18 protein-coding genes are annotated in these 23,547 nt (G+C 61.6%); 10 read left to right on the forward strand and 8 right to left on the reverse strand.

Going from position 1 to position 23,547, the window contains the following annotated elements:
- Positions 1 to 545: 545 nt before the first annotated feature.
- Positions 546 to 2,150 (reverse strand): L-aspartate oxidase, encoded by a 1,605-nt coding sequence (gene nadB, locus FS767_RS13995; protein ID WP_144966313.1) that lies wholly within the window; start codon positions 2,148 to 2,150, stop codon positions 546 to 548.
- Between the two features lie 433 nt (positions 2,151 to 2,583).
- Between nadB and rpoE the strand changes: the two genes are divergently transcribed.
- The 10 genes from rpoE (at position 2,584) to pdxJ (ending at position 12,503) form a co-directional block, all read left to right on the forward strand.
- On the forward strand, positions 2,584 to 3,165 hold the full coding sequence (gene rpoE, locus FS767_RS14000; RefSeq protein ID WP_003252049.1) for an RNA polymerase sigma factor RpoE: 582 nt from the start codon (positions 2,584 to 2,586) through the stop codon (positions 3,163 to 3,165).
- Positions 3,166 to 3,196: 31 nt separating this feature from the next.
- Positions 3,197 to 3,787 (forward strand): sigma-E factor negative regulatory protein, encoded by a 591-nt coding sequence (locus FS767_RS14005; protein ID WP_023535291.1) that lies wholly within the window; start codon positions 3,197 to 3,199, stop codon positions 3,785 to 3,787.
- A 12-nt stretch (positions 3,788 to 3,799) separates the two neighbouring features.
- A complete protein-coding gene (locus FS767_RS14010) occupies positions 3,800 to 4,759 on the forward strand; it encodes a MucB/RseB C-terminal domain-containing protein (protein WP_144966315.1) in 960 nt (319 codons plus the stop codon).
- Between the two features lie 226 nt (positions 4,760 to 4,985).
- On the forward strand, positions 4,986 to 6,371 hold the full coding sequence (locus FS767_RS14015) for a DegQ family serine endoprotease (RefSeq protein WP_371921595.1): 1,386 nt from the start codon (positions 4,986 to 4,988) through the stop codon (positions 6,369 to 6,371).
- Between the two features lie 182 nt (positions 6,372 to 6,553).
- Complete coding sequence (gene lepA / locus FS767_RS14020) at positions 6,554 to 8,353, forward strand: translation elongation factor 4 (RefSeq protein WP_023535281.1); 1,800 nt, start codon at positions 6,554 to 6,556, stop codon at positions 8,351 to 8,353.
- A gap of 5 nt (positions 8,354 to 8,358) precedes the next feature.
- Positions 8,359 to 9,213, forward strand: coding sequence for a signal peptidase I (lepB, locus tag FS767_RS14025; RefSeq protein ID WP_023535203.1), 855 nt, complete (start codon positions 8,359 to 8,361; stop codon positions 9,211 to 9,213).
- Positions 9,214 to 9,370: 157 nt separating this feature from the next.
- Positions 9,371 to 10,060: a ribonuclease III gene (gene rnc, locus FS767_RS14030; RefSeq protein ID WP_023535270.1), complete on the forward strand. Its 690-nt coding sequence runs from the start codon at positions 9,371 to 9,373 to the stop codon at positions 10,058 to 10,060.
- A complete protein-coding gene (era, locus tag FS767_RS14035) occupies positions 10,053 to 10,955 on the forward strand; it encodes a GTPase Era (RefSeq protein WP_058605208.1) in 903 nt (300 codons plus the stop codon). The genes rnc and era overlap by 8 nt, the downstream gene beginning before the upstream one ends.
- A gap of 81 nt (positions 10,956 to 11,036) precedes the next feature.
- Positions 11,037 to 11,720 (forward strand): DNA repair protein RecO, encoded by a 684-nt coding sequence (recO, locus tag FS767_RS14040; RefSeq protein WP_144966317.1) that lies wholly within the window; start codon positions 11,037 to 11,039, stop codon positions 11,718 to 11,720.
- A 60-nt stretch (positions 11,721 to 11,780) separates the two neighbouring features.
- Complete coding sequence (gene pdxJ / locus FS767_RS14045; protein WP_205885257.1) at positions 11,781 to 12,503, forward strand: pyridoxine 5'-phosphate synthase; 723 nt, start codon at positions 11,781 to 11,783, stop codon at positions 12,501 to 12,503.
- 8 nt (positions 12,504 to 12,511) lie between these two features.
- On the opposite strand, the gene cmoB is transcribed toward pdxJ, so the two are convergent.
- The 7 genes from cmoB to FS767_RS14080 all read right to left on the reverse strand — a co-directional run bounded on the left by cmoB (position 12,512) and on the right by FS767_RS14080 (position 23,462).
- Positions 12,512 to 13,468 (reverse strand): tRNA 5-methoxyuridine(34)/uridine 5-oxyacetic acid(34) synthase CmoB, encoded by a 957-nt coding sequence (gene cmoB, locus FS767_RS14050; RefSeq protein WP_144966321.1) that lies wholly within the window; start codon positions 13,466 to 13,468, stop codon positions 12,512 to 12,514.
- Positions 13,465 to 14,208 carry a carboxy-S-adenosyl-L-methionine synthase CmoA gene (gene cmoA / locus FS767_RS14055; protein WP_058639311.1) on the reverse strand — a complete coding sequence of 248 codons (744 nt, stop codon included), beginning with the start codon at positions 14,206 to 14,208 and terminating at the stop codon, positions 13,465 to 13,467. Before cmoA ends, cmoB begins: the two co-directional genes overlap by 4 nt.
- 137 nt (positions 14,209 to 14,345) lie before the next feature.
- Positions 14,346 to 14,738, reverse strand: a complete 393-nt coding sequence (locus FS767_RS14060) for a protease inhibitor I42 family protein (RefSeq protein ID WP_144966323.1) — start codon at positions 14,736 to 14,738, stop codon at positions 14,346 to 14,348.
- 110 nt (positions 14,739 to 14,848) lie between these two features.
- Positions 14,849 to 17,269 (reverse strand): endopeptidase La, encoded by a 2,421-nt coding sequence (gene lon / locus FS767_RS14065; RefSeq protein WP_144966324.1) that lies wholly within the window; start codon positions 17,267 to 17,269, stop codon positions 14,849 to 14,851.
- Positions 17,270 to 17,403: 134 nt separating this feature from the next.
- Positions 17,404 to 19,815 carry a glucose/quinate/shikimate family membrane-bound PQQ-dependent dehydrogenase gene (locus tag FS767_RS14070; protein WP_144966326.1) on the reverse strand — a complete coding sequence of 804 codons (2,412 nt, stop codon included), beginning with the start codon at positions 19,813 to 19,815 and terminating at the stop codon, positions 17,404 to 17,406.
- A gap of 27 nt (positions 19,816 to 19,842) precedes the next feature.
- Positions 19,843 to 21,177 (reverse strand): carbohydrate porin, encoded by a 1,335-nt coding sequence (locus FS767_RS14075; RefSeq protein ID WP_144966328.1) that lies wholly within the window; start codon positions 21,175 to 21,177, stop codon positions 19,843 to 19,845.
- 239 nt (positions 21,178 to 21,416) lie between these two features.
- A complete protein-coding gene (locus FS767_RS14080; protein WP_144966330.1) occupies positions 21,417 to 23,462 on the reverse strand; it encodes a TonB-dependent receptor in 2,046 nt (681 codons plus the stop codon).
- Positions 23,463 to 23,547 lie beyond the last annotated feature (85 nt).

Genomic DNA, 23,547 nt, shown 5'->3' on the forward strand with positions numbered 1-23,547 from the left:
AGCGCTTGACAGGCATCCATGCCTGTCACCTCCCTCCGCAAGACCTGCGTTCGGCCTTCTGAAGTCGCGAAGATCAAGATCAAGATCAAGATCAAGATCAAGATCAAGATCAAGATCAAGATCAAGATCAAGATCAAGATCAAGATCAACAGCAGCAACACGCATCGAGCATCTTGTCCTGGGCGATGCTACGAGCTTGAATGTCATGAACGAGTATTATCAAAAGAAGAGGTTGTGTGAACTAGTAATGCTACACAACTTGCATCTCATAGACATTGGCAAGCTGTTTCATGGTGCATGGAGAAATACGTCTTGCACCGCCCTCAAAAGCCAACGAATTTCGCGTAGGAGCGGTCTTGTGCCGCGATGCGCCGCGCAGCGGCCCCGACAATGCGGGCTGCGAAGCTAAAACCCTTAGACCGCTGCCGAACTCTTCGGGACCTGTTCGGCCCCGGCAATGCCGCACCCATGTAATTAAGCCAAGGACGCTTGACGTTGCAGGGCCAGTCCCTGAAACCGCCTCAGCAGTCCCTGGTACCCTCTATTCAATCGGGCTGAAGCACCGTGTCCCTGGCCTCACCAAGCATCGCCGGATAATCCAGCGTGTAATGCAACCCACGGCTCTCCTTGCGCTGCATCGCCGAGCGAATCATCAACTCCGCCACCTGCGCCAAATTGCGCAACTCGATCAAATCCCGACTGACCTTGTAGTTGCTGTAGAACTCATCGATTTCATCGAGCAACAACCGCACGCGATGCTGGGCCCGTTGCAACCGCTTGCTGGTCCGCACGATCCCAACGTAATCCCACATGAAGCGCCGTAGCTCATCCCAGTTATGCGCGATGATCACATCCTCGTCCGAGTCCGTGACCTGGCTGGCGTCCCATCCAGGCAAGGCCTCAGGCATGCCCACATTTTCGAGGTTCGCCTGGATGTCGGCCGCCGCCGCCCGGCCGTAGACGAAGCACTCCAGCAGCGAGTTGCTGGCCATGCGATTGGCGCCATGCAGCCCCGTGAAGCTGGTTTCACCAATCGCATACAGCCCCGGCACATCCGTGTGTCCCCTGTCGTCCACCATGACGCCACCGCAGGTGTAATGCGCTGCCGGCACGACAGGTATTGGCTGGCGCGTGATGTCGATGCCAAAGCTCAGGCACCGCTCGTAAACGGTGGGGAAGTGGCTCTTGATGAACTCGACAGGCTTGTGCGAGATGTCCAGGTAGACACAGTCCACCCCCAGGCGCTTCATTTCATGGTCGATCGCCCGCGCCACGATGTCGCGCGGGGCAAGCTCCTCGCGCGGGTCGAAGCGGGGCATGAAGCGCTCGCCGTTGGGCAGGCGAAGCAGGGCGCCTTCGCCACGCAGGGCCTCGGTGATCAAAAAGCTCTTGGCCTGCGGGTGATAAAGGCACGTAGGGTGGAACTGGTTGAACTCAAGGTTCGCAACCCTGCAGCCGGCCCGCCAGGCCATGGCGATACCATCGCCGCACGCGCCATCCGGGTTGCTGGTGTACAAGTACACTTTCGCCGCACCCCCCGTGGCCAGCACCGTGAACCGCGCACCGAACGTGTCCACCTGGCCCGTGTTGCGGTCCAGCACATAGGCGCCCAGGCAGCGCTCACCGTCCAAGCCCAAGCGCCGCTCGGTGATCAGGTCCACGGCCACACGCTGCTCCAGCAGCTCGATGTTCGGGCGCTGCCTGGCCTGGGCCAGCAAGGTGTTGAAGATGGCCGCGCCCGTGGCATCGGCGGCATGGATGATGCGCCGGTGGCTATGGCCACCTTCACGCGTTAGATGAAATTCGAAGCCTGCGTCGACGACGCCGTGAGGCTCATCCCGGGTGAACGGCACGCCTTGCTCGATCAGCCACTCGATGGCTTCGCGGCTGTGCTCAACGGTAAAGCGAACGGCGTCTTCGTGGCACAGGCCGCCGCCGGCATTGAGGGTGTCCTCCACATGGGACTGAATCGTATCGGCGCCATCGAGCACCGCCGCTACGCCCCCTTGGGCCCAGTAGGTCGAACCGCTGGCCAGGTCACCCTTGCTCAGCACCGCAATGCGCAGATTCGCAGGCAGGTTCAGGGCCAGGCTAAGGCCCGCTGCGCCGCTGCCGATAACCAGGACATCATGTTGGAATTGTTGGCTCATGTCAGGACACTAGTAATCTTCGGAAGGGGCACGGCACAATAGCCACGCGTCGATGGCATTGTGAAACTATCGTTTATTGGCCGGGTGGCCTTTATAGCAGCCTCGGGTGGCCCTTTTCCATGCCGCTCGCCCGGTAACGGCAGGCATTGTGGGAACTTTCCAGCGTGCCTGGAAATCCTATGAAGGCTGCCCGCACGCCAACAATTTGCCGCGGCGACGCAGGGCGGTAGCTCGACATTGGGCTCACCTGCGTATTCGTAACCTGATTATCGACGTTGTCGGCTGCTGCCGTACCGCGTCTTCCGTGCACGCCGCTCAAGGTCTGCAGGAAACTTGCTTGGAGGGGAGAACTTTTGCGCAAAGCCCGAGTCTATGGTTGCAAGCCTGAGCAATGGCCGCTGCAACACTCCTTCGAGTTCACCGAGGAGTGTTCATGCTAACCCAGGAAGAAGATCAGCAACTGGTCGAGCGCGTACAGCGCGGCGACAGGCGAGCTTTCGATCTATTGGTGCTGAAGTACCAGCACAAGATTCTCGGGTTGATCGTGCGGTTTGTCCATGACACCCACGAAGCCCAGGACGTAGCACAGGAAGCGTTCATCAAGGCGTACCGTGCGCTTGGCAATTTCCGCGGTGACAGTGCGTTTTACACGTGGCTGTACCGCATCGCCATCAACACGGCGAAGAACTACCTGGTGTCCCGTGGAAGACGGCCGCCAGACAGCGATGTGAGCTCTGAGGATGCGGAGTTTTACGACGGCGATCATGGCCTCAAGGATCTTGAGTCCCCGGAGCGCTCGTTGTTGCGGGATGAGATCGAAGGCACTGTCCATCGCACCATTCAGCAACTGCCAGAAGACTTGCGTACGGCGCTGACCCTGCGAGAGTTCGATGGCCTGAGTTACGAAGACATTGCCAGCGTCATGCAATGTCCAGTGGGTACCGTGCGCTCTCGGATCTTCCGCGCTCGGGAGGCCATTGACAAAGCCTTGCAGCCTTTGCTGCAGGAAACCTGAGACAGCGGCTACAGCCAAAAGAGGAACCGCCATGAGTCGTGAAGCTTTGCAGGAATCGCTGTCCGCGGTAATGGATAACGAAGCGGACCAACTGGAATTGCGTCGGGTATTGAACGCCGTCGACGATGCCGAAACCCGTGCCACCTGGTCGCGTTACCAGGTAGCCCGCGCAGCCATGCACAAGGAGCTGCTGCTGCCTAACCTGGACATCGCCTCGGCGGTATCCGCGGCACTGGCCGATGAGGCCGTACCTGCCAAGGCCAAGCAAGGCCCATGGCGCACCGTAAGCCGTGTGGCCGTTGCCGCGTCGGTTACCCTCGCCGTGCTGGCAGGTGTGCGCCTGTACAACCAGGACGATATCACCGGTGCTCAGCTGGCTGCCCAGCAGCCTGTTCAGCAGGGTGTGACCGTGCCTCAGGCCCAAGGCCCTGCCGTACTGGCCGGCTACAGCGAGAGCAGCGATCAGCCGACCGGCCCAATGGCCAACGGCGTGCTGCAGAACCAGGCTGGCTGGGATCAGCGCCTGCCAGGTTACCTGCGTCAACATGCCCAGGAGTCCGCTCTTAAGGGTTCTGAAACCGCATTGCCTTACGCCCGCGCCGCCAGCCTGGAAAACCGCTAATTAGGGAGGCTCATGCGCGCGCTACCTCTCCTGTCGCTGCTGCTCGGCAGCTGCATGACGGTGCCAGCATTGGCAGCTAACTCTTCGCCCGAGGCGAACGAGTGGCTGAACAAGCTGGCACAGGCCGAGCAACGACAGAGCTACCTGGGCGCCTTCGTTTACGAACGTAACGGCAGCTTTTCAACCCACGATATATGGCACCGTGTCCAAGAGGGCAAGGTCAGCGAGCGGCTGCTGCAGCTCGATGGCACCGCCCAGGAAATCGTGCGCGTCGATGGCAAGGTACAGTGTGTCAGTGGCGGGCTTGCCGAGGGTATCTCGGCGCCGCCCGACAGTGCGCCACGCCGCCTTGACCCCCTCAAGCTCATGAGTTGGTATGACCTGTCCGTGTCCGGCAAATCTCGTGTTGCAGGCCGGGACGCGGTGGTCGTGTCACTCTCGCCGCGTGATCAGCACCGCTATGGCTACGAGCTGCACCTGGACCGTGTAACGGGCTTGCCGCTGCGCTCGCTGATGCTCAACGAGAAAGGTCAGTTGCTGGAGCGCTTCCAGATGACTCGGCTCGAAGCGCGTGTGCCAACCGACGACGATCTGCGCCCAAGTTCGGCCTGCAAGCCCGTGGTGGCGGCAGCCCCTGCCGGCGGCGCTGTGTCTGGGTGGCGTTCCGATTGGCTGCCTTCGGGGTTCGAAGTGGTCAATAGCACCATCCGCCGCGTACCTGGGCAGGGTGGCCCGGTCAGCACCTTGATGTATGACGACGGTCTGGCGCGGTTCTCTGTTTTCATCGAGCCTGTGAAAGGCGAGGCTGGCGCCGATGTGCGTACCCAGTTGGGCCCCACATCGGCGGTATCAAGGCGTCTGAGTACACCCAAGGGCCAGATGATGGTGACCGTCGTTGGCGAGATCCCCCTCGGCACGGCCGAACGCATCGCCTTGTCGATGCGTCCTCAAGATGCCCAGGCGAGTCATTGATCGAAGGCTGATGGCGAGCGTTCTTGTGCAGAGCGTGGCTTTTTGAAATGAAATTAAAGCATTGTCATTTGCAATCTGACGGCAAATTTTCTATAGGTCAGGCTTCTGGGAGTCTGGCCATTGCTGCGTTGTGCAGGGTCGTTTTTTAATTACCGCTCGTTGTGACGGGAGCCGTATGTCAATACCTCGCTTGAAACCCTATCTATCGTTCTTCGCGGCCGTGCTGATGCTCGGGCAAGTGCTGACGGTCCAGGCTGAAGAAGCCTTGCCGGATTTCACGACACTGGTCGAGCAAGCCTCGCCTGCGGTCGTCAACATCAGTACCAAGCAGAAGCTTCCGGACCGTCGCATCGCTGCGGGTCAAATGCCGGATCTCGAAGGTCTGCCGCCAATGTTCCGCGAATTCTTCGAGCGCAACCTTCCGCAGCAACCGCGTGCGCCGCGTGGTGATCGCCAGCGTGAGGCGCAATCACTGGGCTCGGGCTTCATCATCTCCAGCGACGGCTATGTGCTGACCAATAACCATGTAATCGCCGACGCCGACGAAATCATCGTGCGCCTGTCCGATCGTAGCGAACTGCAAGCCAAGCTGGTCGGTACCGACCCGCGCACCGACGTCGCGCTGCTGAAGGTGGAGGGCAAGAACCTGCCTACCGTCAAGCTGGGGGATTCGGAAAAGCTCAAGGTCGGCGAATGGGTATTGGCCATCGGTTCGCCGTTCGGCTTCGACCACTCGGTGACCAAAGGTATCGTCAGTGCCAAGGGCCGCACGCTGCCTAACGACACCTACGTACCATTCATCCAGACCGACGTTGCGATCAACCCGGGTAACTCCGGGGGGCCGCTGTTCAACATGAACGGCGAAGTGGTGGGGATCAACTCGCAGATCTTCACGCGCTCCGGTGGCTTCATGGGCCTGTCGTTCGCGATCCCGATCGACGTGGCCATCGACGTCTCGAATCAGTTGAAGAAGGACGGCAAGGTCAGCCGCGGCTGGCTGGGCGTTGTCATCCAGGAGGTCAACAAGGACCTGGCTGAGTCCTTCGGCCTGGACAAGCCGGCCGGTGCGCTGGTCGCCCAGGTGCTTGAAAATGGGCCTGCTGCCAAAGGCGGCCTGCAGGTCGGTGATGTCATCCTGAGCATGAATGGCCAGCCGATCATCATGTCGGCCGACCTGCCGCACCTGGTAGGTGGCCTGAAGGATGGTGCCAAGGCCAAGTTGGACATCATTCGCAACGGTAAGCGTCAGACCCTCGATGTCAGCGTTGGCGCACTGCCAGACGACGATGCCGACATCGGCGCCGGTGCCGGCGACAGCAATGTCGAGCGCAGCAGCAATCGCCTGGGCGTCTCGGTGGCCGACCTAACTGCCGAGCAGAAGAAGTCCCTGGAACTGAAGGGCGGCGTGGTCATCAAGGAAGTGCAGGATGGTCCGGCCGCGCTGATCGGCCTGCGTCCGGGTGACGTCATCAGTCACCTGAACAACCAGGCCATCGGTTCGGCCAAGGAATTCACGCAGATCGCCAAGGAGCTGCCGAAGAACCGCTCTGTGTCCATGCGCGTGTTGCGCCAGGGGCGCGCCAGCTTCATCACCTTCAAGCTCGCCGAGTAAGCGCGGCGGATACGGGAGGAGGGCAGCGACAGCTGCCCTTTTTCATGTGCAGTGACACTTCCCTGCCAAGCTGCAGGTGACGGCCGGACAGAGGAATCTCCCACATCCTGGCAGCTTCAGGTACAATTGCCGGCTATTTTTCGGCGGGCGTCCGGCTCGCAGCCTTTTCCGAGTGTTGACCCGTGAGTGATTTGAGTCATATCCGCAATTTCTCCATCATCGCCCACATCGACCATGGCAAGTCGACGCTGGCCGACCGTTTCATTCAAATGTGCGGTGGCCTGACAGCGCGCGAAATGGAAGCCCAGGTGCTCGACTCCATGGACCTGGAGCGCGAACGCGGGATCACCATCAAGGCCCACAGCGTCACGCTCAACTACAAGGCCCAGGACGGCAAGGTCTACCAGCTCAACTTCATCGATACCCCCGGCCACGTCGACTTCACCTATGAAGTCTCGCGCTCGCTGGCGGCGTGCGAAGGGGCGTTGCTGGTGGTCGATGCCGGTCAGGGCGTCGAGGCTCAGTCGGTCGCCAACTGCTACACGGCCATCGAGCAAGGCCTGGAAGTCATGCCGGTCCTGAACAAGATGGACCTGCCACAGGCCGATCCCGATCGCGTCAAGGACGAGATCGAGAAGATCATCGGCATCGATGCCACCGACGCTGTGGCCTGCAGTGCCAAGAGCGGCATGGGGGTGGACGAGGTGCTCGAGCGCCTGGTGCATACCATTCCCGCCCCGACTGGCGATATCGACGCGCCACTGCAAGCCCTGATCATCGACTCCTGGTTCGATAACTACCTGGGGGTGGTCTCGCTGGTGCGCGTGCGCCACGGTCGCGTCAAGAAAGGCGACAAGATTCTGGTCAAGTCCACCGGCAAGCTGCACCTGGTCGACAGTGTGGGCGTGTTCACGCCCAAGCACACCCAGACCGCCGACCTCAAGGCCGGCGAAGTAGGCTTCATCATTGCCAGCATCAAGGACATCCACGGTGCCCCGGTTGGCGATACCCTGACCCTGTCGTCCACTCCGGAAGTCGAAGTGCTGCCTGGGTTCAAGAAGATCCAGCCGCAGGTATACGCCGGCCTGTTCCCGGTCAGTTCCGATGACTTCGAAGACTTCCGCGATGCCCTGCAGAAGCTGACCCTCAACGATTCGTCCCTGCAGTACATGCCCGAAAGCTCCGACGCCCTGGGCTTTGGCTTCCGCTGCGGGTTCCTGGGCATGCTGCACATGGAGATCATCCAGGAGCGCCTGGAGCGCGAGTACGACCTGGACCTGATCACCACCGCGCCCAGCGTGATCTACGAGCTGGAACTCAAGACGGGTGAAACCATTGTCGTCGACAACCCGTCGAAGCTCCCAGACGTCTCGTCGGTCACCGACTTCCGCGAGCCGATCGTGACCGCGACCATCCTGGTGCCGCAAGAACACCTGGGTAACGTGATCACCTTGTGTATCGAGAAGCGTGGCGTTCAGCGCGACATGCAGTTCCTGGGCAGCCAGGTGCAAGTGCGCTACGACATGCCGATGAACGAAGTGGTACTGGACTTCTTCGACCGCTTGAAGTCCACCAGCCGTGGCTATGCTTCGCTGGACTATCACTTCGATCGTTACCAGTCGGCCAACCTGGTCAAGCTGGATGTGTTGATCAATGGCGACAAGGTCGATGCCCTGGCATTGATCGTGCACCGCGACAACGCTGCGTACAAAGGCCGCGCGTTGACCGAGAAGATGAAGGAGCTGATCCCGCGGCAGATGTTCGATGTGGCGATCCAGGCAGCCATTGGTGGCCAGATCATCGCGCGTACCACTGTCAAGGCGCTCAGAAAGAACGTACTGGCCAAATGTTATGGCGGCGACGTCAGCCGTAAGAAGAAGCTGCTCGAGAAGCAGAAGGCCGGTAAGAAACGCATGAAACAGGTGGGCAACGTGGAAATTCCACAAGAAGCCTTCCTCGCCGTGCTCAGGTTGGATAGTTAGGTCCTATGTCGCTAAATTTCCCGCTGTTGCTCGTCATTGCCGTGTTCGTGTGCGGTCTGTTGGGCCTGATCGACCTTTTGTTCCTGGCGCCGCGCCGACGTGCGGCGATCGCCACTTACCAGGGCAGTGTCAGCCAGCCGGAACCGGCGGTGGTCGAGCGCTTGAACAAGGAACCCTTGCTGGTCGAATACGGCAAGTCGTTCTTCCCGGTACTGTTCATCGTGCTGGTGCTGCGCTCGTTCCTGGTCGAGCCGTTCCAGATTCCGTCGGGGTCGATGAAACCCACGCTGGAAGTGGGTGACTTCATCCTGGTGAACAAGTTCTCCTATGGCATCCGCCTGCCGGTGATCGACAAGAAGGTCATCGAGGTGGGCGACCCGCAGCGCGGCGACGTCATGGTGTTCCGCTATCCCAGCGACCCGAACGTCAACTACATCAAGCGCGTCGTCGGCTTGCCCGGTGATCAGATCCGCTACACCAACGACAAGCAGTTGTTCGTCAATGGTCAGCGGGTCGCCGAGCAACTGGTGGGTACCGAGCCCGGGACCCTGGGCAGCGCTCAGCTGTACAAGGAGAAGCTCGGTGCTGCAGAGCACCTGATTCGCAAGGAGATGAGCCGTTATCGCATGCCGCCGGACCAGCAATGGACGGTGCCAGCCGGCCATTACTTCATGATGGGCGACAACCGCGACAACTCCAACGACAGCCGCTACTGGGATGACCCCAATATTCCCAAGGAACTGCACGGCATGGTTCCGGACCGCAACATCGTCGGCAAGGCCTTCGCCGTATGGATGAGCTGGCCTGAGCCGAAACTCAGCCACCTGCCTAACTTGTCGCGGGTCGGACTGATCCATTGATACCCTTCGGCGCTGTCCATACAGCGCCGAATGCTTTTCTGACATAGGCTGTGTCTCAGGGATGGGAGATTCGCCGCCCAGCGTGCGGTGACCATGGCCAAACCGTCTTTCAGGATGCTGATTTGAACAACGCGTTTAACAACGATCGGGTGGCCGCATGACTGCTTCCCTTACCCGCCTGGAGCGAAAGCTCGGTTACACCTTCAAGGACCAGGACCAGATGCTCCTGGCGTTGACCCACCGAAGCTATGCCGGGCGCAACAACGAGCGTCTGGAATTCCTCGGTGACGCCATTCTCAACTTCGTCGCCGGCGAGGCGCTGTTCGAGCGCTTCCCCCAGGCCCGTGAAGGGCAGCTGTCACGGCTGCGCGCCCGCCTGGTCAAGGGCGAGACCCTGGCCCGTCTGGCCCGGGGGTTCGACCTGGGCGAATACCTGCGCCTGGGTTCCGGCGAGCTCAAAAGCGGGGGCTTTCGCCGCGAGTCCATTCTGGCCGATGCGCTGGAGGCCTTGATCGGGGCCATCTACCTGGACGCCGACATGGACACGGCCCGCGAACGCGTGCTTGCCTGGCTGGCCAACGAGTTCGAAGGGTTGACCCTGGTCGATACCAACAAAGATCCTAAAACGCGCCTGCAGGAGTTCCTGCAATCGCGCAGTTGCGAGCTGCCGCGTTACGAAGTGGTGGATATCCAGGGCGAACCTCACTGCCGTACGTTCTTCGTCGAATGCGAAGTGGTGCTGCTGAACAACAAGAGTCGTGGTCAGGGTGTCAGCCGGCGTATCGCCGAGCAGGTAGCCGCTGCGTCCGCATTGATCGCCCTGGGCGTGGAGAATGGCAATGACTGAGAACACCACCACCCGTTGCGGCTACGTCGCCATTGTCGGTCGCCCCAACGTCGGCAAGTCCACCCTGTTGAACCACATCCTCGGTCAGAAGCTGGCCATCACTTCGCGCAAGCCACAGACCACGCGCCACAACATGCTCGGCATCAAGACCGAGGGCCAGGTGCAGGCCATCTACGTCGATACCCCCGGCATGCACAAAGCCAACGACAAGGCCCTGAACCGCTACATGAATCGCAACGCCTCGGCGGCCTTGAAGGACGTCGACGTGGTGATCTTCGTGGTGGACCGCACCCGCTGGACGGATGAGGACCAGTTGGTGCTCGAGCGCGTCCAGTATGTGACCGGCCCGGTGATCCTGGCGGTGAACAAGACTGACCGCATGGATGAAAAGGCCGAGCTCATTCCGCACCTTCAGTGGCTGCAAGGCCAGCTGCCCAATGCCGAGATCGTGCCCATTTCCGCACAGCAGGGCCACAACCTCGAGTCGCTCGAAGCGCTGATTGCCAAGCACCTGCCGGAAAACGAGCATTTCTTCCCGGAAGATCAGATCACCGATCGCAGCAGCCGCTTTCTGGCTGCCGAGCTGGTGCGCGAAAAGATCATGCGCCAACTGGGCGCCGAGCTGCCTTACCAGATCACGGTCGAGATCGAGGAGTTCAAGCAGCAAGGGCATGTGTTGCATATCCATGCACTGATCCTGGTCGAACGCGACGGGCAGAAGAAAATCATCATCGGCGACAAGGGTGAGCGCATCAAGCGCATCGGTTCCGATGCGCGCAAGGACATGGAAGTGCTGTTCGACGCCAAGGTGATGCTCAACCTGTGGGTCAAGGTCAAAGGCGGCTGGTCCGATGACGAGCGCGCCCTGCGCTCGCTGGGTTACGGCGACCTCTAAGGCTCACGCGGCCTGATGCGAGTGCGCCCCGGAATCGGGGCGTTCTCGCCAGCGTCTGCCTCACGCGGGCTGGTGAATTTCATGGAACAACCTGTCGGTCAGCCAGCCTATGTGCTGCACAGCCGCGCCTATAAAGAAACCAGCGCGCTTGTGGACTTCTTCACCCCCCAGGGGCGCGTACGTGCCGTATTGCGCCGCGCGCGTGGCAAGGGTGGCAGCCTTGTGCGCCCCTTCGTGCCACTGGAGCTTGAGCTGCGCGGGCGAGGGGAGCTGAAGAACGTTGGCAGGCTGGAAACGGTCGGCATGGCACCCTGGCTGCACGGGGACGCTGTCTTCAGCGGTTTGTACCTCAATGAGTTGCTCATGCGCCTGCTCCCGGCAGAGGTACCTTCGCCTGGATTGTTCGATCATTACGCACAAACCTTGCAAGCCCTACTCGCCGGCCGTCCGCTTGAGCCGCTGTTGCGGGCATTCGAATGGCGGCTGCTCGATGAGCTAGGTTACGCCTTCTCGCTGCACAGGGATGTCAATGAGCAGCCCATTGCCGCCGAAGGGCGGTACCGCCTGCGCGTGGACGCTGGGCTGGAGCGGGTCGAACTGTCCCAGCCTGGGCTGTTCGGTGGCACCGAGTTGCTGGCTTTGGCCGAGGCCGACTGGGAAACGCCAGGTGCTTTGCTGGCTGCCAAGCGCCTGATGCGCCAGGCCTTGGCCGTTCATCTGGGCGGCAAGCCGCTGGTCAGCCGCGAACTGTTTCGCAAGCGCTGATCACGACGTATGCTGTAGGGCTCAATCCAAGGAGAGCCTTTCGTGACTCACAGCAACCGCATGCTTCTCGGCGTGAACATCGACCATGTGGCCACCCTGCGCCAGGCCCGGGGTACACGCTACCCAGACCCTGTCAAGGCGGCGCTGGATGCTGAAGAGGCGGGTGCCGACGGCATCACCGTGCACCTGCGCGAGGATCGCCGCCACATCCAGGAGCGCGACGTGCTGCTGCTCAAGGATGTGTTGCAGACGCGCATGAACTTCGAAATGGGCGTCACCGAAGAGATGATGGCCTTTGCCGAAAAGGTCCGCCCTGCGCACATCTGCCTGGTACCTGAAACACGTCAGGAGCTCACCACAGAAGGTGGGTTGGATGTGGCAGGCCAGGAAGCGCGGATCAAGGCGGCCGTCGAGCGCCTGTCGCGGATCGGCGCAGAGGTGTCGCTGTTCATCGATGCCGACGAGCGCCAGATCGAGGCCTCGCACCGGGTAGGCGCGCCGGCCATCGAGCTGCACACCGGCCGTTATGCCGACGCGCAGTCACCTACCGAAGTGGCTGAGGAGCTCAAGCGCATTGTCGATGGCGTGGCGTTTGGCGTCGGGCAGGGCCTGATCGTCAATGCCGGTCACGGTCTGCACTACCATAACGTCGAGGCCGTGGCGGCCATCAAGGGCATCAACGAACTGAACATCGGCCACGCACTGGTCGCCCACGCATTGTTCGTGGGCTTCAAGGCCGCCGTTTCAGAAATGAAGGCGTTGATCCTCGCGGCCTCGCGTTGAGCCAATGGTTACTTGCGCGCCACCAGCGTGGCGCGACGGGGGGCAGGCAAACCCTCGATGGTTTTGCCTGAATCGCTGGGGTCGAGGAAATCGCTGAGCGACTGATAGCGCATCCATTCGGTGCTGCGCTGTTCTTCCAGGCTCGTGACACTGACATCCACGCAGCGCACATCGCTGAACCCAGCCCGGCGCAGCCAGCGCTCCAAGGCTGGGACCGAGGGCAGGAACCACACGTTGCGCATCTGCGCGTAACGGTCCTCGGGCACCAGCACCTGTTGTGTGTCGCCTTCGATCACCAATGTTTCCAACACCAGCTCGCCGCCCTTTACCAGGCAGTCCTTGAGCGCCAGCAGGTGCTCGATAGGCGAGCGACGGTGATAAAACACCCCCATCGAAAACACCGTGTCGAAGCCTTCGAGGCTGGAAGGCAGGTCTTCCAGGGCGAAGGGGAGGTGCCAGGCGGGCAGGTCCGGCAAGTACCGTTGCACCGCCTGGAACTGACAGAAGAACAACCAGTTCGGGTCGACCCCGATGACCATGTCGGCGCCGGCGCCTAGCATGCGCCACTGGTAATAGCCATTACCGCAGCCAACATCCAGTACCCGCTTGCCCTTGAGGTCCAGGTGCGGTGCGACGCGCGACCACTTCCAGTCCGAGCGCCATTCGGTATCGACGTGCACGCCAAACAGATGGAAGGGGCCCTTGCGCCAGGGCGACAGCCCCATCAATGCCTGGCGCATCTGCACGCGGCTGGCGTCATCGCAGTCGCAGTCCAGGCGCAATCCATTTACCAGGTCGATTTCGCTCGGTTGCAGCGCCGGAAGCGCGTCCAGCGCACCACGCCAGCGGTCCAGGTCGCCATGACCTTTTTCCAGCTTGGTATCGAGCTGCGCCTGCAGGCCTTGCGACCATGCAGCCAGGGGGGTGCCCGCCAGGCGGCGTACTAGAGGTGAAAGGTCGATCATGGTAGGGCTATCAACGAGGCAAAGTTTAGGCATTGGAACCAGGGCACCACGGTCGAGAACCCTGCATCGAGCAGGCGCTGGCGGTGGGTTTCCAGGGTGTCGGGCTTCATCACGTTATCGATGGCGCTGCGCTTCTGGGCAATTTCCAGTTCGCTGTAGCCGTTGGCACGCTTGAAGTCCAGGTGCAGGTCATTGAGCAGTGCCTGCGCGGTGGTGTCGGCAAAGCACAGCTTTTCCGAAAGAATCAGGGCACCGCCGGGCAGCAGTGACTGGCGGATGCGCGTCAATAGCGCCAGGCGCTGTGGAGGTGCGATGAACTGCAGGGTGAAGTTCATCGCTACCACCGAGGCCGGTTCGAACGCCAGGTTGAGGATGTCCGCTTCCAGCACCTCGACAGGCAACAACTCCTGGAACATCGAGTCCTGGGCCGCGAGGTATTCACGGCAGCGCTCGACCATGGCAGCGGAATTGTCCACGGCGATGACTCGGCAACCTTCCCCGCGCACGTGCCGGCGCAAGGCCTGCGTTACCGCACCGAGCGAGGCGCCCAGGTCATACAGCGCCGTACCGGGCTTGGCGAAGCGTGCGGCCAGTACGCCCACATTTTCGACAATGGTGGGGTAGCCCGGCACGGAGCGCTTGATCATGTCCGGGAACACGCGCACCACATCCTCGTTGAAAACGAAGTCAGGGACCTGCGCCAACGGTTGGGCGAAAAGACGATCGGGATCTGTGGTCACGGCGGGCTCGGGGCTGGGTAAAACGGGGCGCGCATTTTATCGAATGGCGGTTGATCTTGCCATGCCAGCTTGGCGCCGATTGGCCTGAACCATCCGTATGTATGAGCAGGCACGCCCAAGTACGTCAGCGCAGAGCGTTAGCGCACGACGACAGTGCAATCGAAGGTTTGCACAGGCGCTACCTGTGTAGCCCAGGGCTGCTGGTAGACCAGCTTCAACGCTGCCTTGCCGGGTTGATCGGCCTGATAGCGCCACGTCGAGAGGCCTTCGTTGCCGACCACATCCTCCTGATCAGGCGCGCTGTAGACCTCAGGCCCGAGACTGACGAGCACAGGCGTGGCTGCGGCTTCCACGCGCCAGCGGTAGCCAGTGGAAGGGTTGCTGGGCAGGGTCAAGTTCAACACCTGCCTTTTTTCAAGGTAGACCGGGCACTCACTGTCAGCATCCAGGGTGACGGGCTCGAACCCATGCTGGGCGCAGGCGGTTAGCAGGGTCAGCCCCAACGGGGCAAGAAGGCGTGAGGTGGACATAGGGGCTCCACGGGTTGTCGACTGCCCGAGAATAACCGATTAAGCGCCACGGCAGTCATACCGAGGTACGAATGAACCAGGGGCTGTAGCACAGCCCCTGGTCCTGGGCTTTAGAAAAGCACTTTCGCCACATCCGCAAAGCGCTTGGCGAAATGCACCGTCAACCCTTCACGCAGGTATTCGGGTAGCTCCTCGAAATCGCCGCGATTGGGTTCGGGCAGGATCAGCTCGTGGATCTTCTGCCGACGGGCCGCGATGACCTTTTCACGCACCCCACCGATGGGTAGCACCTGCCCGGTCAAGGTCAGCTCGCCGGTCATGGCCACGCCTTTCTTCGGTGCCTGATCCCTTGCCAAGGACAGCAGCGCGCTGGCCATGGTGATGCCGGCGCTCGGACCGTCCTTCGGCGTGGCGCCCTCCGGCACATGCAGGTGAATGAACGCTTCGTTGAAGAACGCCGGGTCGCCGCCAAACTGCTTGAGGTTGGAGCTGACATAGCTGTATGCGATTTCAGCCGATTCCTTCATGACGTCGCCGAGCTTGCCGGTCAGTTTGAAACCGCGGTTGAGCGTGTGGATGCGCGTCGCTTCGATCGGCAGGGTCGCACCGCCCATGCTGGTCCAGGCAAGGCCCGTGATCACACCCTTGCCCGCCAGCACCTGCTCGCTGCGGAACACCGGCATGCCCAGTGCACCTTCAAGATCCTTTGGTCCGATCTTGAGCTTGGCGGTGGGGTCTTCAAGCAGCTTCACCACGGCCTTGCGCACCAGTTTGCCCAGCTGTTTCTCCAGCTGTCGTACACCGGCTTCCCGGGCATAGCCTTCGATCACCAGGCGCAAGGCGCTGTCGGTGATGCTCAGGCTGGTTTTGGCCACACCCGCCTTGGCCAGTTGCTTGGGCCAGAGGTGGCGTTTGGCGATGGCCAGTTTTTCTTCGGTGATGTACCCGGACAGGCGAATGACCTCCATGCGATCCAGCAGTGGGCCGGGGATCGAGTCCAGGGTATTGGCGGTGCACACGAACAGCACTTTGGACAGGTCCAGGCGCAGGTCCAGGTAGTGATCGAGGAAGTCGACGTTCTGCTCGGGGTCCAGGGTTTCCAATAGCGCCGAGGCCGGGTCGCCCTGGTAGCTTTGTCCCATCTTGTCGATTTCGTCGAGCATGATGACCGGGTTCATCACCTCCACATCCTTCAGGGCTTGTACCAGCTTGCCGGGCTGGGCCCCGATGTAGGTGCGGCGATGCCCCTTGATCTCGGCTTCGTCGCGCATGCCGCCCACGCTGAAGCGATAGAATGGGCGGCCCAACGATTCGGCAATGGACTTGCCTACGCTGGTCTTGCCCACCCCTGGCGGGCCTACCAGCAGCACAATCGAGCCACTGATCTCGCCTTTCCATGCCCCAACGGCCAGAAACTCGAGGATCCGTTCCTTGATATCGTCCAGTCCCGCATGATGCTGGTCGAGCAGCTTGCGAGCGTGCTTGAGGTCGAGCTTGTCATCGCCGTAGATACCCCAGGGCAGGGCTGTCGCCCAGTCCAGGTAGTTCCGGGTCACCGCGTATTCGGGCGAACCTGTTTCCAGGATCGCCAGCTTGCCCATCTCTTCATCGATGCGCTTGCGTGCCTGATCCGGCAGGGTCTTGCCTTCGAGCCGCTGCTCGAACTGCTCCAGATCCGCGCTGCGATCATCCTTGGTCAACCCCAGTTCCTGCTGGATGACCTTCAGTTGTTCCTTGAGGAAGAATTCGCGCTGATGCTCGCCAATCTGCCGGTTCACCTCGGCGGAAATTTCATTTTGCAGGCGAGCGACTTCGACTTCCTTGCGTAGCATGGGCAGCACTTTTTCCATGCGCTTGAGCATGGGCACGCAGTCGAGCACCTCCTGAAGCTGACTGCCGGTCGCCGAGGTCAGTGCGGCGGCGAAGTCGGTCAGCGGGGAGGGGTCGTTGGGGCTGAAGCGGTTGAGGTAGTTCTTCAACTCTTCGCTGTACAGCGGGTTGAGGGGCAGCAGCTCCTTGATCGCGTTGATCAGGGCCATGCCATAGGCTTTGACCTCGTCGGTGGGGTCGGCCGGTTGGCGCGGGTAATCGACTTCAACCAGGTAGGGCGGACGATGGTGCTTGAGCCAGGTCCGAATACGTACCCGCGTCAAGCCCTGGGCCACGAACTGCAACTTGCCGTTTTCCCGGCTGGCATGGTGCACCTTGACCAGGGTGCCGTACTCCGGGAGGGCCTTGGTGTCGAAATGGCGGTGATCTTCAGGCGGCGTGTCCATGAAGAACAGCGCCAGGCAGTGGTCGGGAGACTTGGCCACCAAGTCCAGCGTCTCGGCCCACGGCTCTTCGTTGACGATGACCGGCAGTACCTGTGCCGGGAAGAATGGGCGGTTGTGAATGGGGATCACATAGACCTTGTCCGGCAGTTGCTGTCCAGGCAGGGCCAAGGCATGGCCGGTAATCGGCTGGCTACTGGTGTGTTCGACTTCGTTGGAATCGTCGGCGTGTTCAGGGTAATCCTGCTGGTCGCTCATGGGGCACCTGCGTGAATGACTATGGTGCTTAGATGGGGCAAGGCAGGAAGGGTTTCAAGCCGCTGCCGGGCAGTGGCGCGCGGGCATGAAAAAGCGGAGCCCGTCAGGCTCCGCTTTGGGTGACACCGTGCCGGTTACTCGGCGAGTTTGTAGGCGATGATGTAGTCGCCCATCTTGGTGCCCAGCGAGCCGTGACCGCCGGCCACGATCAGCACGTACTGCTTGCCGTCCTTGCCGGTGTAGGTCATTGGCGTGGCCTGGCCGCCTGCTGGCAGGCGGGCTTTCCACAATTCCTTGCCGTTGTTGACGTCATAGGCGCGCAGGTACTGGTCCAGCGTGCCGCTCAGGAAGCCTACGCCGCCGGCGGTGACGATCGAGCCGCCCATGCTAGGTACGCCAACCGGCAGGCCGATCGGCACGGGCGTGCTGTCGCGGGTGGTGCCGTTCTTGTGCTTCCAGACCACCTTGTTGGTGAACAGGTCGATGGCGGCTACATAGCCCCAGGCAGGCGCCTGGCACGGCACGCCCAGCGGCGACATGAACGGGTGCATGGTCACTGCGTAAGGTGCGCCGGTGTTCGGTTGCACGCCGCTGGTCTCGCTCTCACGCTTGCTACCGTCGGCAACCTGCTCACGGGGGATCATCTTGGAGACGAACGCCATGTAGTTGGGCGATGTGAACAGCAGTTGGCGCACCGGGTCGACCGAGACACTGCCCCAGTTGAACACACCTACGTTGCCTGGGTAGATCAGCGAGCCCTGCTCGGACGGCGGGGTGTACTGGCCTTCGTAGCGCAGTTCGCGAAACTGGATGCGGCACAGCATCTGGTCGAACGGCGTGGCGCCCCACATGGCCTGTTCGGTCAGCTCAGGGCCGAGCAGGTTGAGGTCCGAACGGGCCTGGGTTGGCGAGGTGTGATCGCCCTTGACCGCGCCTTGTGGCGTCGGGATTTCACGGATCGGCACAATCGGCGTACCGTCACGACGGTCCAGCACGTACAGGCTGCCCTGCTTGGTCGGCACGATGACCGCTGGCTTGACGCCATCGTCGGTCTTCAGGGATACCAGGGTAGGCTGGCTGCCCACGTCCATGTCCCACAGGTCATGGTGGGTGAACTGGTAGTTCCAGCGTGCCTTGCCGGTTGCCAGGTCCAGTGCGACCACACCGGCGCTGTATTTCTCGGCGCCTGGCGTACGGTCAGCACCCCATTGGTCCGGCGTCTGGTTGCCCAGCGGCAGGTAGATCATGCCCAGGTCTTCGTCGACGCTGGCAATCGACCACATGTTGGCCGAGTTGCGGCTGTACATCTTGCCCGGTGCCAGTGGCGCGGTGTCGTCGGGGTTGTTGCTGTCCCAGTTCCACACCAGGCGGCCGTCGTGTACGTCGTAGGCGCGGATCACGCCGGACGGCTCGCTGGTCGATTCGTTGTCGGTCACGTGACCGCCAATGATTACCAGGTCGCGAGTGATGGCCACAGGCGACGTGGAGTAGTAGCCACCTGGCGTGAATGGCCCAAGGCCGGTGGTCAGGTCGACGCTGCCCTGGTTGGCAAAGCCTTCGCAGACCTTGCCGTTGTCGGCATTGATGGCGATCAGGCGTGCGTCGGCAGTTGGCAGATAAAGACGGCGCGGGCAGGCCTGAGCCACGGCCTTGCCAGCCTCGCTGATAGTAGGCGCAGGGCTACCGTCACGGCTTACGTAGCGGTTTTCGTCATAGTACGAAACGCCACGGCAAGTCATGTGGGCGAAACCCTTGAAGGTGCCTACCGGGCTCTTGATCTGCGGGTCGTAGCGCCAGATTTCAGCACCGGTATCCGGATCCAAGGCCAGCACGCGGCTGTGCGCGGTGCAGGCATAGAGCATGCCGTTGGCCTTGAGCGGCGTGTTTTCGTTGGTCAGTTCCACCGGGTCGTTGTCACTGGGCAAATCGCCGGTGCGGATACGCCAGGCCTCTTCAAGGCGGTGGGCGTTTTGCGCGGTGATCTGGCGCAGCGGTGAGTAACGGTCGCCGTGCTCGGTGCGGCCGTAGGCATGCCACTCGCCGTCGGGCATGGCCGGGGCGGTGCTGGCCATTTCGCTGGTGTCGCGACCCAGTTCGCCATACACCTCACCGGGGTGGGTGAACTGACTGGCGACGGCGCAGGCACCCGAAGCCACCACGGCAACGGTGAGCAGCGCCGTGTTGGCTTTGCTGGCTGGCCCGATCAACGGGCGGCGCGACCAGGGCAGCAACAGCACCACGCCGATGGCGAACCAGAGGGCCAGGCGCGGCACCAGTTGCCACCAGTCCAGGCCCACTTCGAGCAGTGCCCAGACCGTACTGCCCAACAATACGACGGCGTAGACACCCAGGCCGATACGGCGCTGGGCCAGCAGCAGGGCGCCAGACACGGCAAACCCGATGCCGGCGATCAGGTAATACAGCGACCCGCCCACCTGACTCAACTTGATGCCGCCGGCAAGCAGTCCCAGCCCCATCAATAACAGCAGGACGCCGATCAGGCGGGGGAGCCAGCGGCTTCCCGTTTTGGCACCTTCAGTGCTCATCGCATGTTCTCCGTTTGATATGTGTTTTTAGAAAGTGCTTTGAATCTTCAAGCCGCCGACCAGGGCGTTGTCGACCTGCGACACGCCTCCGGGGTGGCGGATGTATTGCAGGTTAGGTCGTACCGTGAGCCAGTCGGCCAAGTGGATGCCGTAATACAGCTCGGCGCTGTATTCGGTGTCCTGTACGGGCAAGAAGCTTGGGTTGTCATAGTCGTAAAGCCCCGCGGCCTGGTTGGCCAGCCGAGCATTCTTGCGATAGGCCGGGTTGACATGTACACGGGCGATTGCAAGGCCGATGTCGTCCTTGGCCCGTCTGTCGAACGGCCCTTTGAATACCAGTCCAGCCTGCACATAGTTGTCGATGGCATTGGTTTTCTTGTCATGCATCGTGGCGTTGGCGAATACGCTCAAGCCACGCGAGGCGTCCGATGCCAGCGCAGTCACCTGCTGCTGGGCGCCCAGCCACACGCCGTGCTTGCTTGAGCTGCTGCGGTAGGCGGCACCGCTGATCGCTGCCGACTGTCCGTCGTTGTCCTTGAGTACATCGCTTGCCTTGGCATTACTGTAGTAGTACCCGGCGCGATATTCCCCCTTCATGCCTTTGATGCGCGGGCTCCACACCAGTTCGATTGGCATGACCGCGCCCTGGGTGCCGCTGCCGCTGAGCTTGAAGCCGTTGCCCGACTCCAGGTTGGACGGGTTCTGCTCGAATACGCCAACCTGGGCGAAGAGGCTGTCGCTGAGGTTGTAACGCACGCGCAAGGCCCACTGGCTGACGGGCCAGTTGTACCAGATGCCGCCTACCCAGTTGCCCACCTGAGAGCCACAGAAGGCCAGGTTCTGGAAGTCGCAGGGGAAGCTGTTAAAGTCTTCGCCTTCGCCAAAGCGGCCAAACTTGACGTCCAGCGCGCCGTCGAAATAGTTCTGCTTGACCCACAGCTGCGTCAGGCGCCAAGTCTGGCCGCGGCCCCATACTTCCTGCGCCGAGGTAAAGCCACCCACGCGGGGGTCATTGATGCGGTCGTTGCTGATGTTCTGGCCGTGGCGCTCGGTGACCGTGAGCTGGAATTCGGCGTCGTGCCAGCCGAAGATCTTTTCCAGGTCCATGTGGCTGCCGAAGGTGAACTGATCACTGTAGCGGGCAGTGCGGTCGTGGTCGTAGCCACCGCGCAGGTTGCTACCCATTTCGCCTGTGTAGCCCAAGGTGAAGTCGTAACCCTGGTCAAGCAAGGCGGTACGGTGCCCGGCCCAGTCACCGAACATCCAGGGAGAGTCACTGGCAAATGGCTCGTTGGCATGGGCCGCGTTGGCCAGGGTCGCCAGGGCGAGGCCGAGGTAGCAGGATTTTGGCAGTTGAAGCATGAGGTAGCGCTATCTTCTGGTTGTTGGAAAAACGGCAAGCGCATCGACAGGCAGCCCTGGCAATGGGTTGACGAAAAAGGGGGTTGGGTGAAGCGATTCAGCTTGGGGCGGGGAGGATATAGGGTAAAGCGCGGGAAAAAAAGACAAAATGTCGCAGTGCATTGTTACCCCTTGGGTAACAGTGCGGCTGAATGGGGCGGATGACGCCCCATGTGTCCCGTCATGGCGAGCGGGCTACCTCAGAAGGTGGTGCGCAGGCCGACTTCCACGCTTCGTCCCGGCGCAGGTGCGATATCGCGCAGGATCGAGCTGGCGTAACGCACCGTCTGATCCGTCAGGTTCTCGCCACGCACGAACGCCAGCCACTGGCTGTGGCCCACGTCGAACCGATACCCCACGCTGGCGCCCAGGGTGGTATAGCCATCGGTGCGGGTTTCATTGGCCGGCTTGCGGTGTTGAGCGGCGGCGTGCTCAACGTCCACCCGCGCCTGCCAGCGGTCAAGCTCCCAGACCAGCCCGCTGTTCAGGCGCAACGGCGCGATTCGTGGCAGGGGCTCGCCGGAATCGAGGTTCTTGGCACGGGTATAGTCACCCGATAGCTCAAGCGCAAAGCTGCCATAGCGGTTCTGCGCCAGCTGCCACCGGTCTTGCGCTTCGATGCCGTAGAAGCGGGCTCGAACACCTTGGTACTGGTATTCGGGAATGCCGTCATGGTCGTGGTCATGATCATGGTCTTCGCCTTCATGCTCATGATCGTGACCTTCGCGCAGGTTGCCGGTGCCGATCAGGCCGATATAGTTGCGAAAATGGCTGTAGAAAACGCCCACGCTGCCTTTGTGCGTGCCGTTGTCAAAGCGCAGTGCCAAGTCCCCCGAGACCGCCTTTTCCTTGCTCAGGCTGGCATCGCCCACTTCATAGGCACCGGTGGCCACATGCGCGCCGTTGGCATAGAGCTCATAAAAGGTGGGCGCCCGCTCGGTGTAGCCCAGGTTGGCGGCGAGCGACCAGATCGAGTCAAGTTGATACACGGCACCCGACGACAGGCTAAAGGCATTGAAGCTACTGGCGCTGTCGGCGTCTGCAAACTGCGCGTTACCCTTGCCGTCCGGGTCGACGCGGGTGTGTTCCATCCGAGCCCCGAGGCTCAAGTCCAACCGATCAGTGGCGTGCCATTGCTCCAGCAGGAACAGTGCAAGGGTGTCGGTATCGGTATGCGGCACGAACGCTTCTTCGCCCAGGGCTGAGAATTCGTTGCGGCTGAGCTGCGCACCCAGCACGCCTTCGACGGGACCCAGGGGTTGGTGGCGGGCCTCGACACGGGCCTCGTAGCCCTTGTTCTTGAACGTGGTATGGACTTCGCCTTCCTCGATTTCACGGTGCTGGTAATCGGTATACCCGGCATCGAGCTTCACCGAACTGAACGGGCCGTCCAGGTCGCGAAACTGCGAGGCGAAAGCATAGTGGTCCTGCTCCATGTCCAGCCGAACGCCGGGCTCGGCCACCGAACCGTAGTTACTGTCATAACGGCTGTAGGACAGGCCAGCATAACCGTGGTCCCAGTGGTAAGCACCGCCCAGCGCGCCGCCGTCCTGGCGACCGTCGCTGTTTTCCAGGCGATGCTTGCTGCCTGGGGCGTCGGCATCGCGTACCTGGGCGCTGCGAGCAAAGCCTGGGATGCGCAAGTCATTGTACTGACGGGCATTGGCATCCACGTGCAGGGCGAAGGCGCCGTTGCCGGCCTCCAGCTTGCCGGCACTGCTGCGTGTGGTGTCGGCGCCACCGTAGCGCAACTCGCCGGCTCCCTGGATGCCGTCGATAGGGGTATCGGGAATGCGGTTGTCGAACGTGTTCACCACGCCACCAATGGCATTGCCACCATATAGCAGGGCAGCGGGGCCCCGGACGATCTCGATGCGTTCGACGGTGACGGGGTCAAGGGGCACGGCGTGGTCGTAGGACAACGACGAGGCGTCCAACGCGCCGACGCCATTGCGCAACAGGCGAATGCGATCCCCGTCCAGGCCCCGGATGATCGGGCGGCTGGCCCCTGGCCCGAACCAGGTGGAGGCCACACCTGGCTGTCGGTTCAGGGTTTCCCCCAGGCTGCTGTGCTGTTGTTGCAGCAGGTCGGGGCCTTCCAGCACCGTGCTGGGGCTGGCCAACTGGGCGCTGCCCAACGGGTTGGCAGTGATGACCTGGGGCGAAAGTTCAACCCCCTGGCTGTAGGAGGTGACCATGCAAAGTGCGAGTGCGAGCGGAGACAGGCGAAGCGGTGAGTGCACCATGAGCTGTAGCGATCCTTGGCAGAGATGTTAATTGTTACAATATAACATCTCTATTTCAGCACAGCCGTGTCCCACGCCGCCAGCC

Origin of the sequence: Pseudomonas sp. DE0010 (assembly GCF_007680745.1) — a bacterium.
GTDB lineage: Bacteria > Pseudomonadota > Gammaproteobacteria > Pseudomonadales > Pseudomonadaceae > Aquipseudomonas > Aquipseudomonas parafulva_B.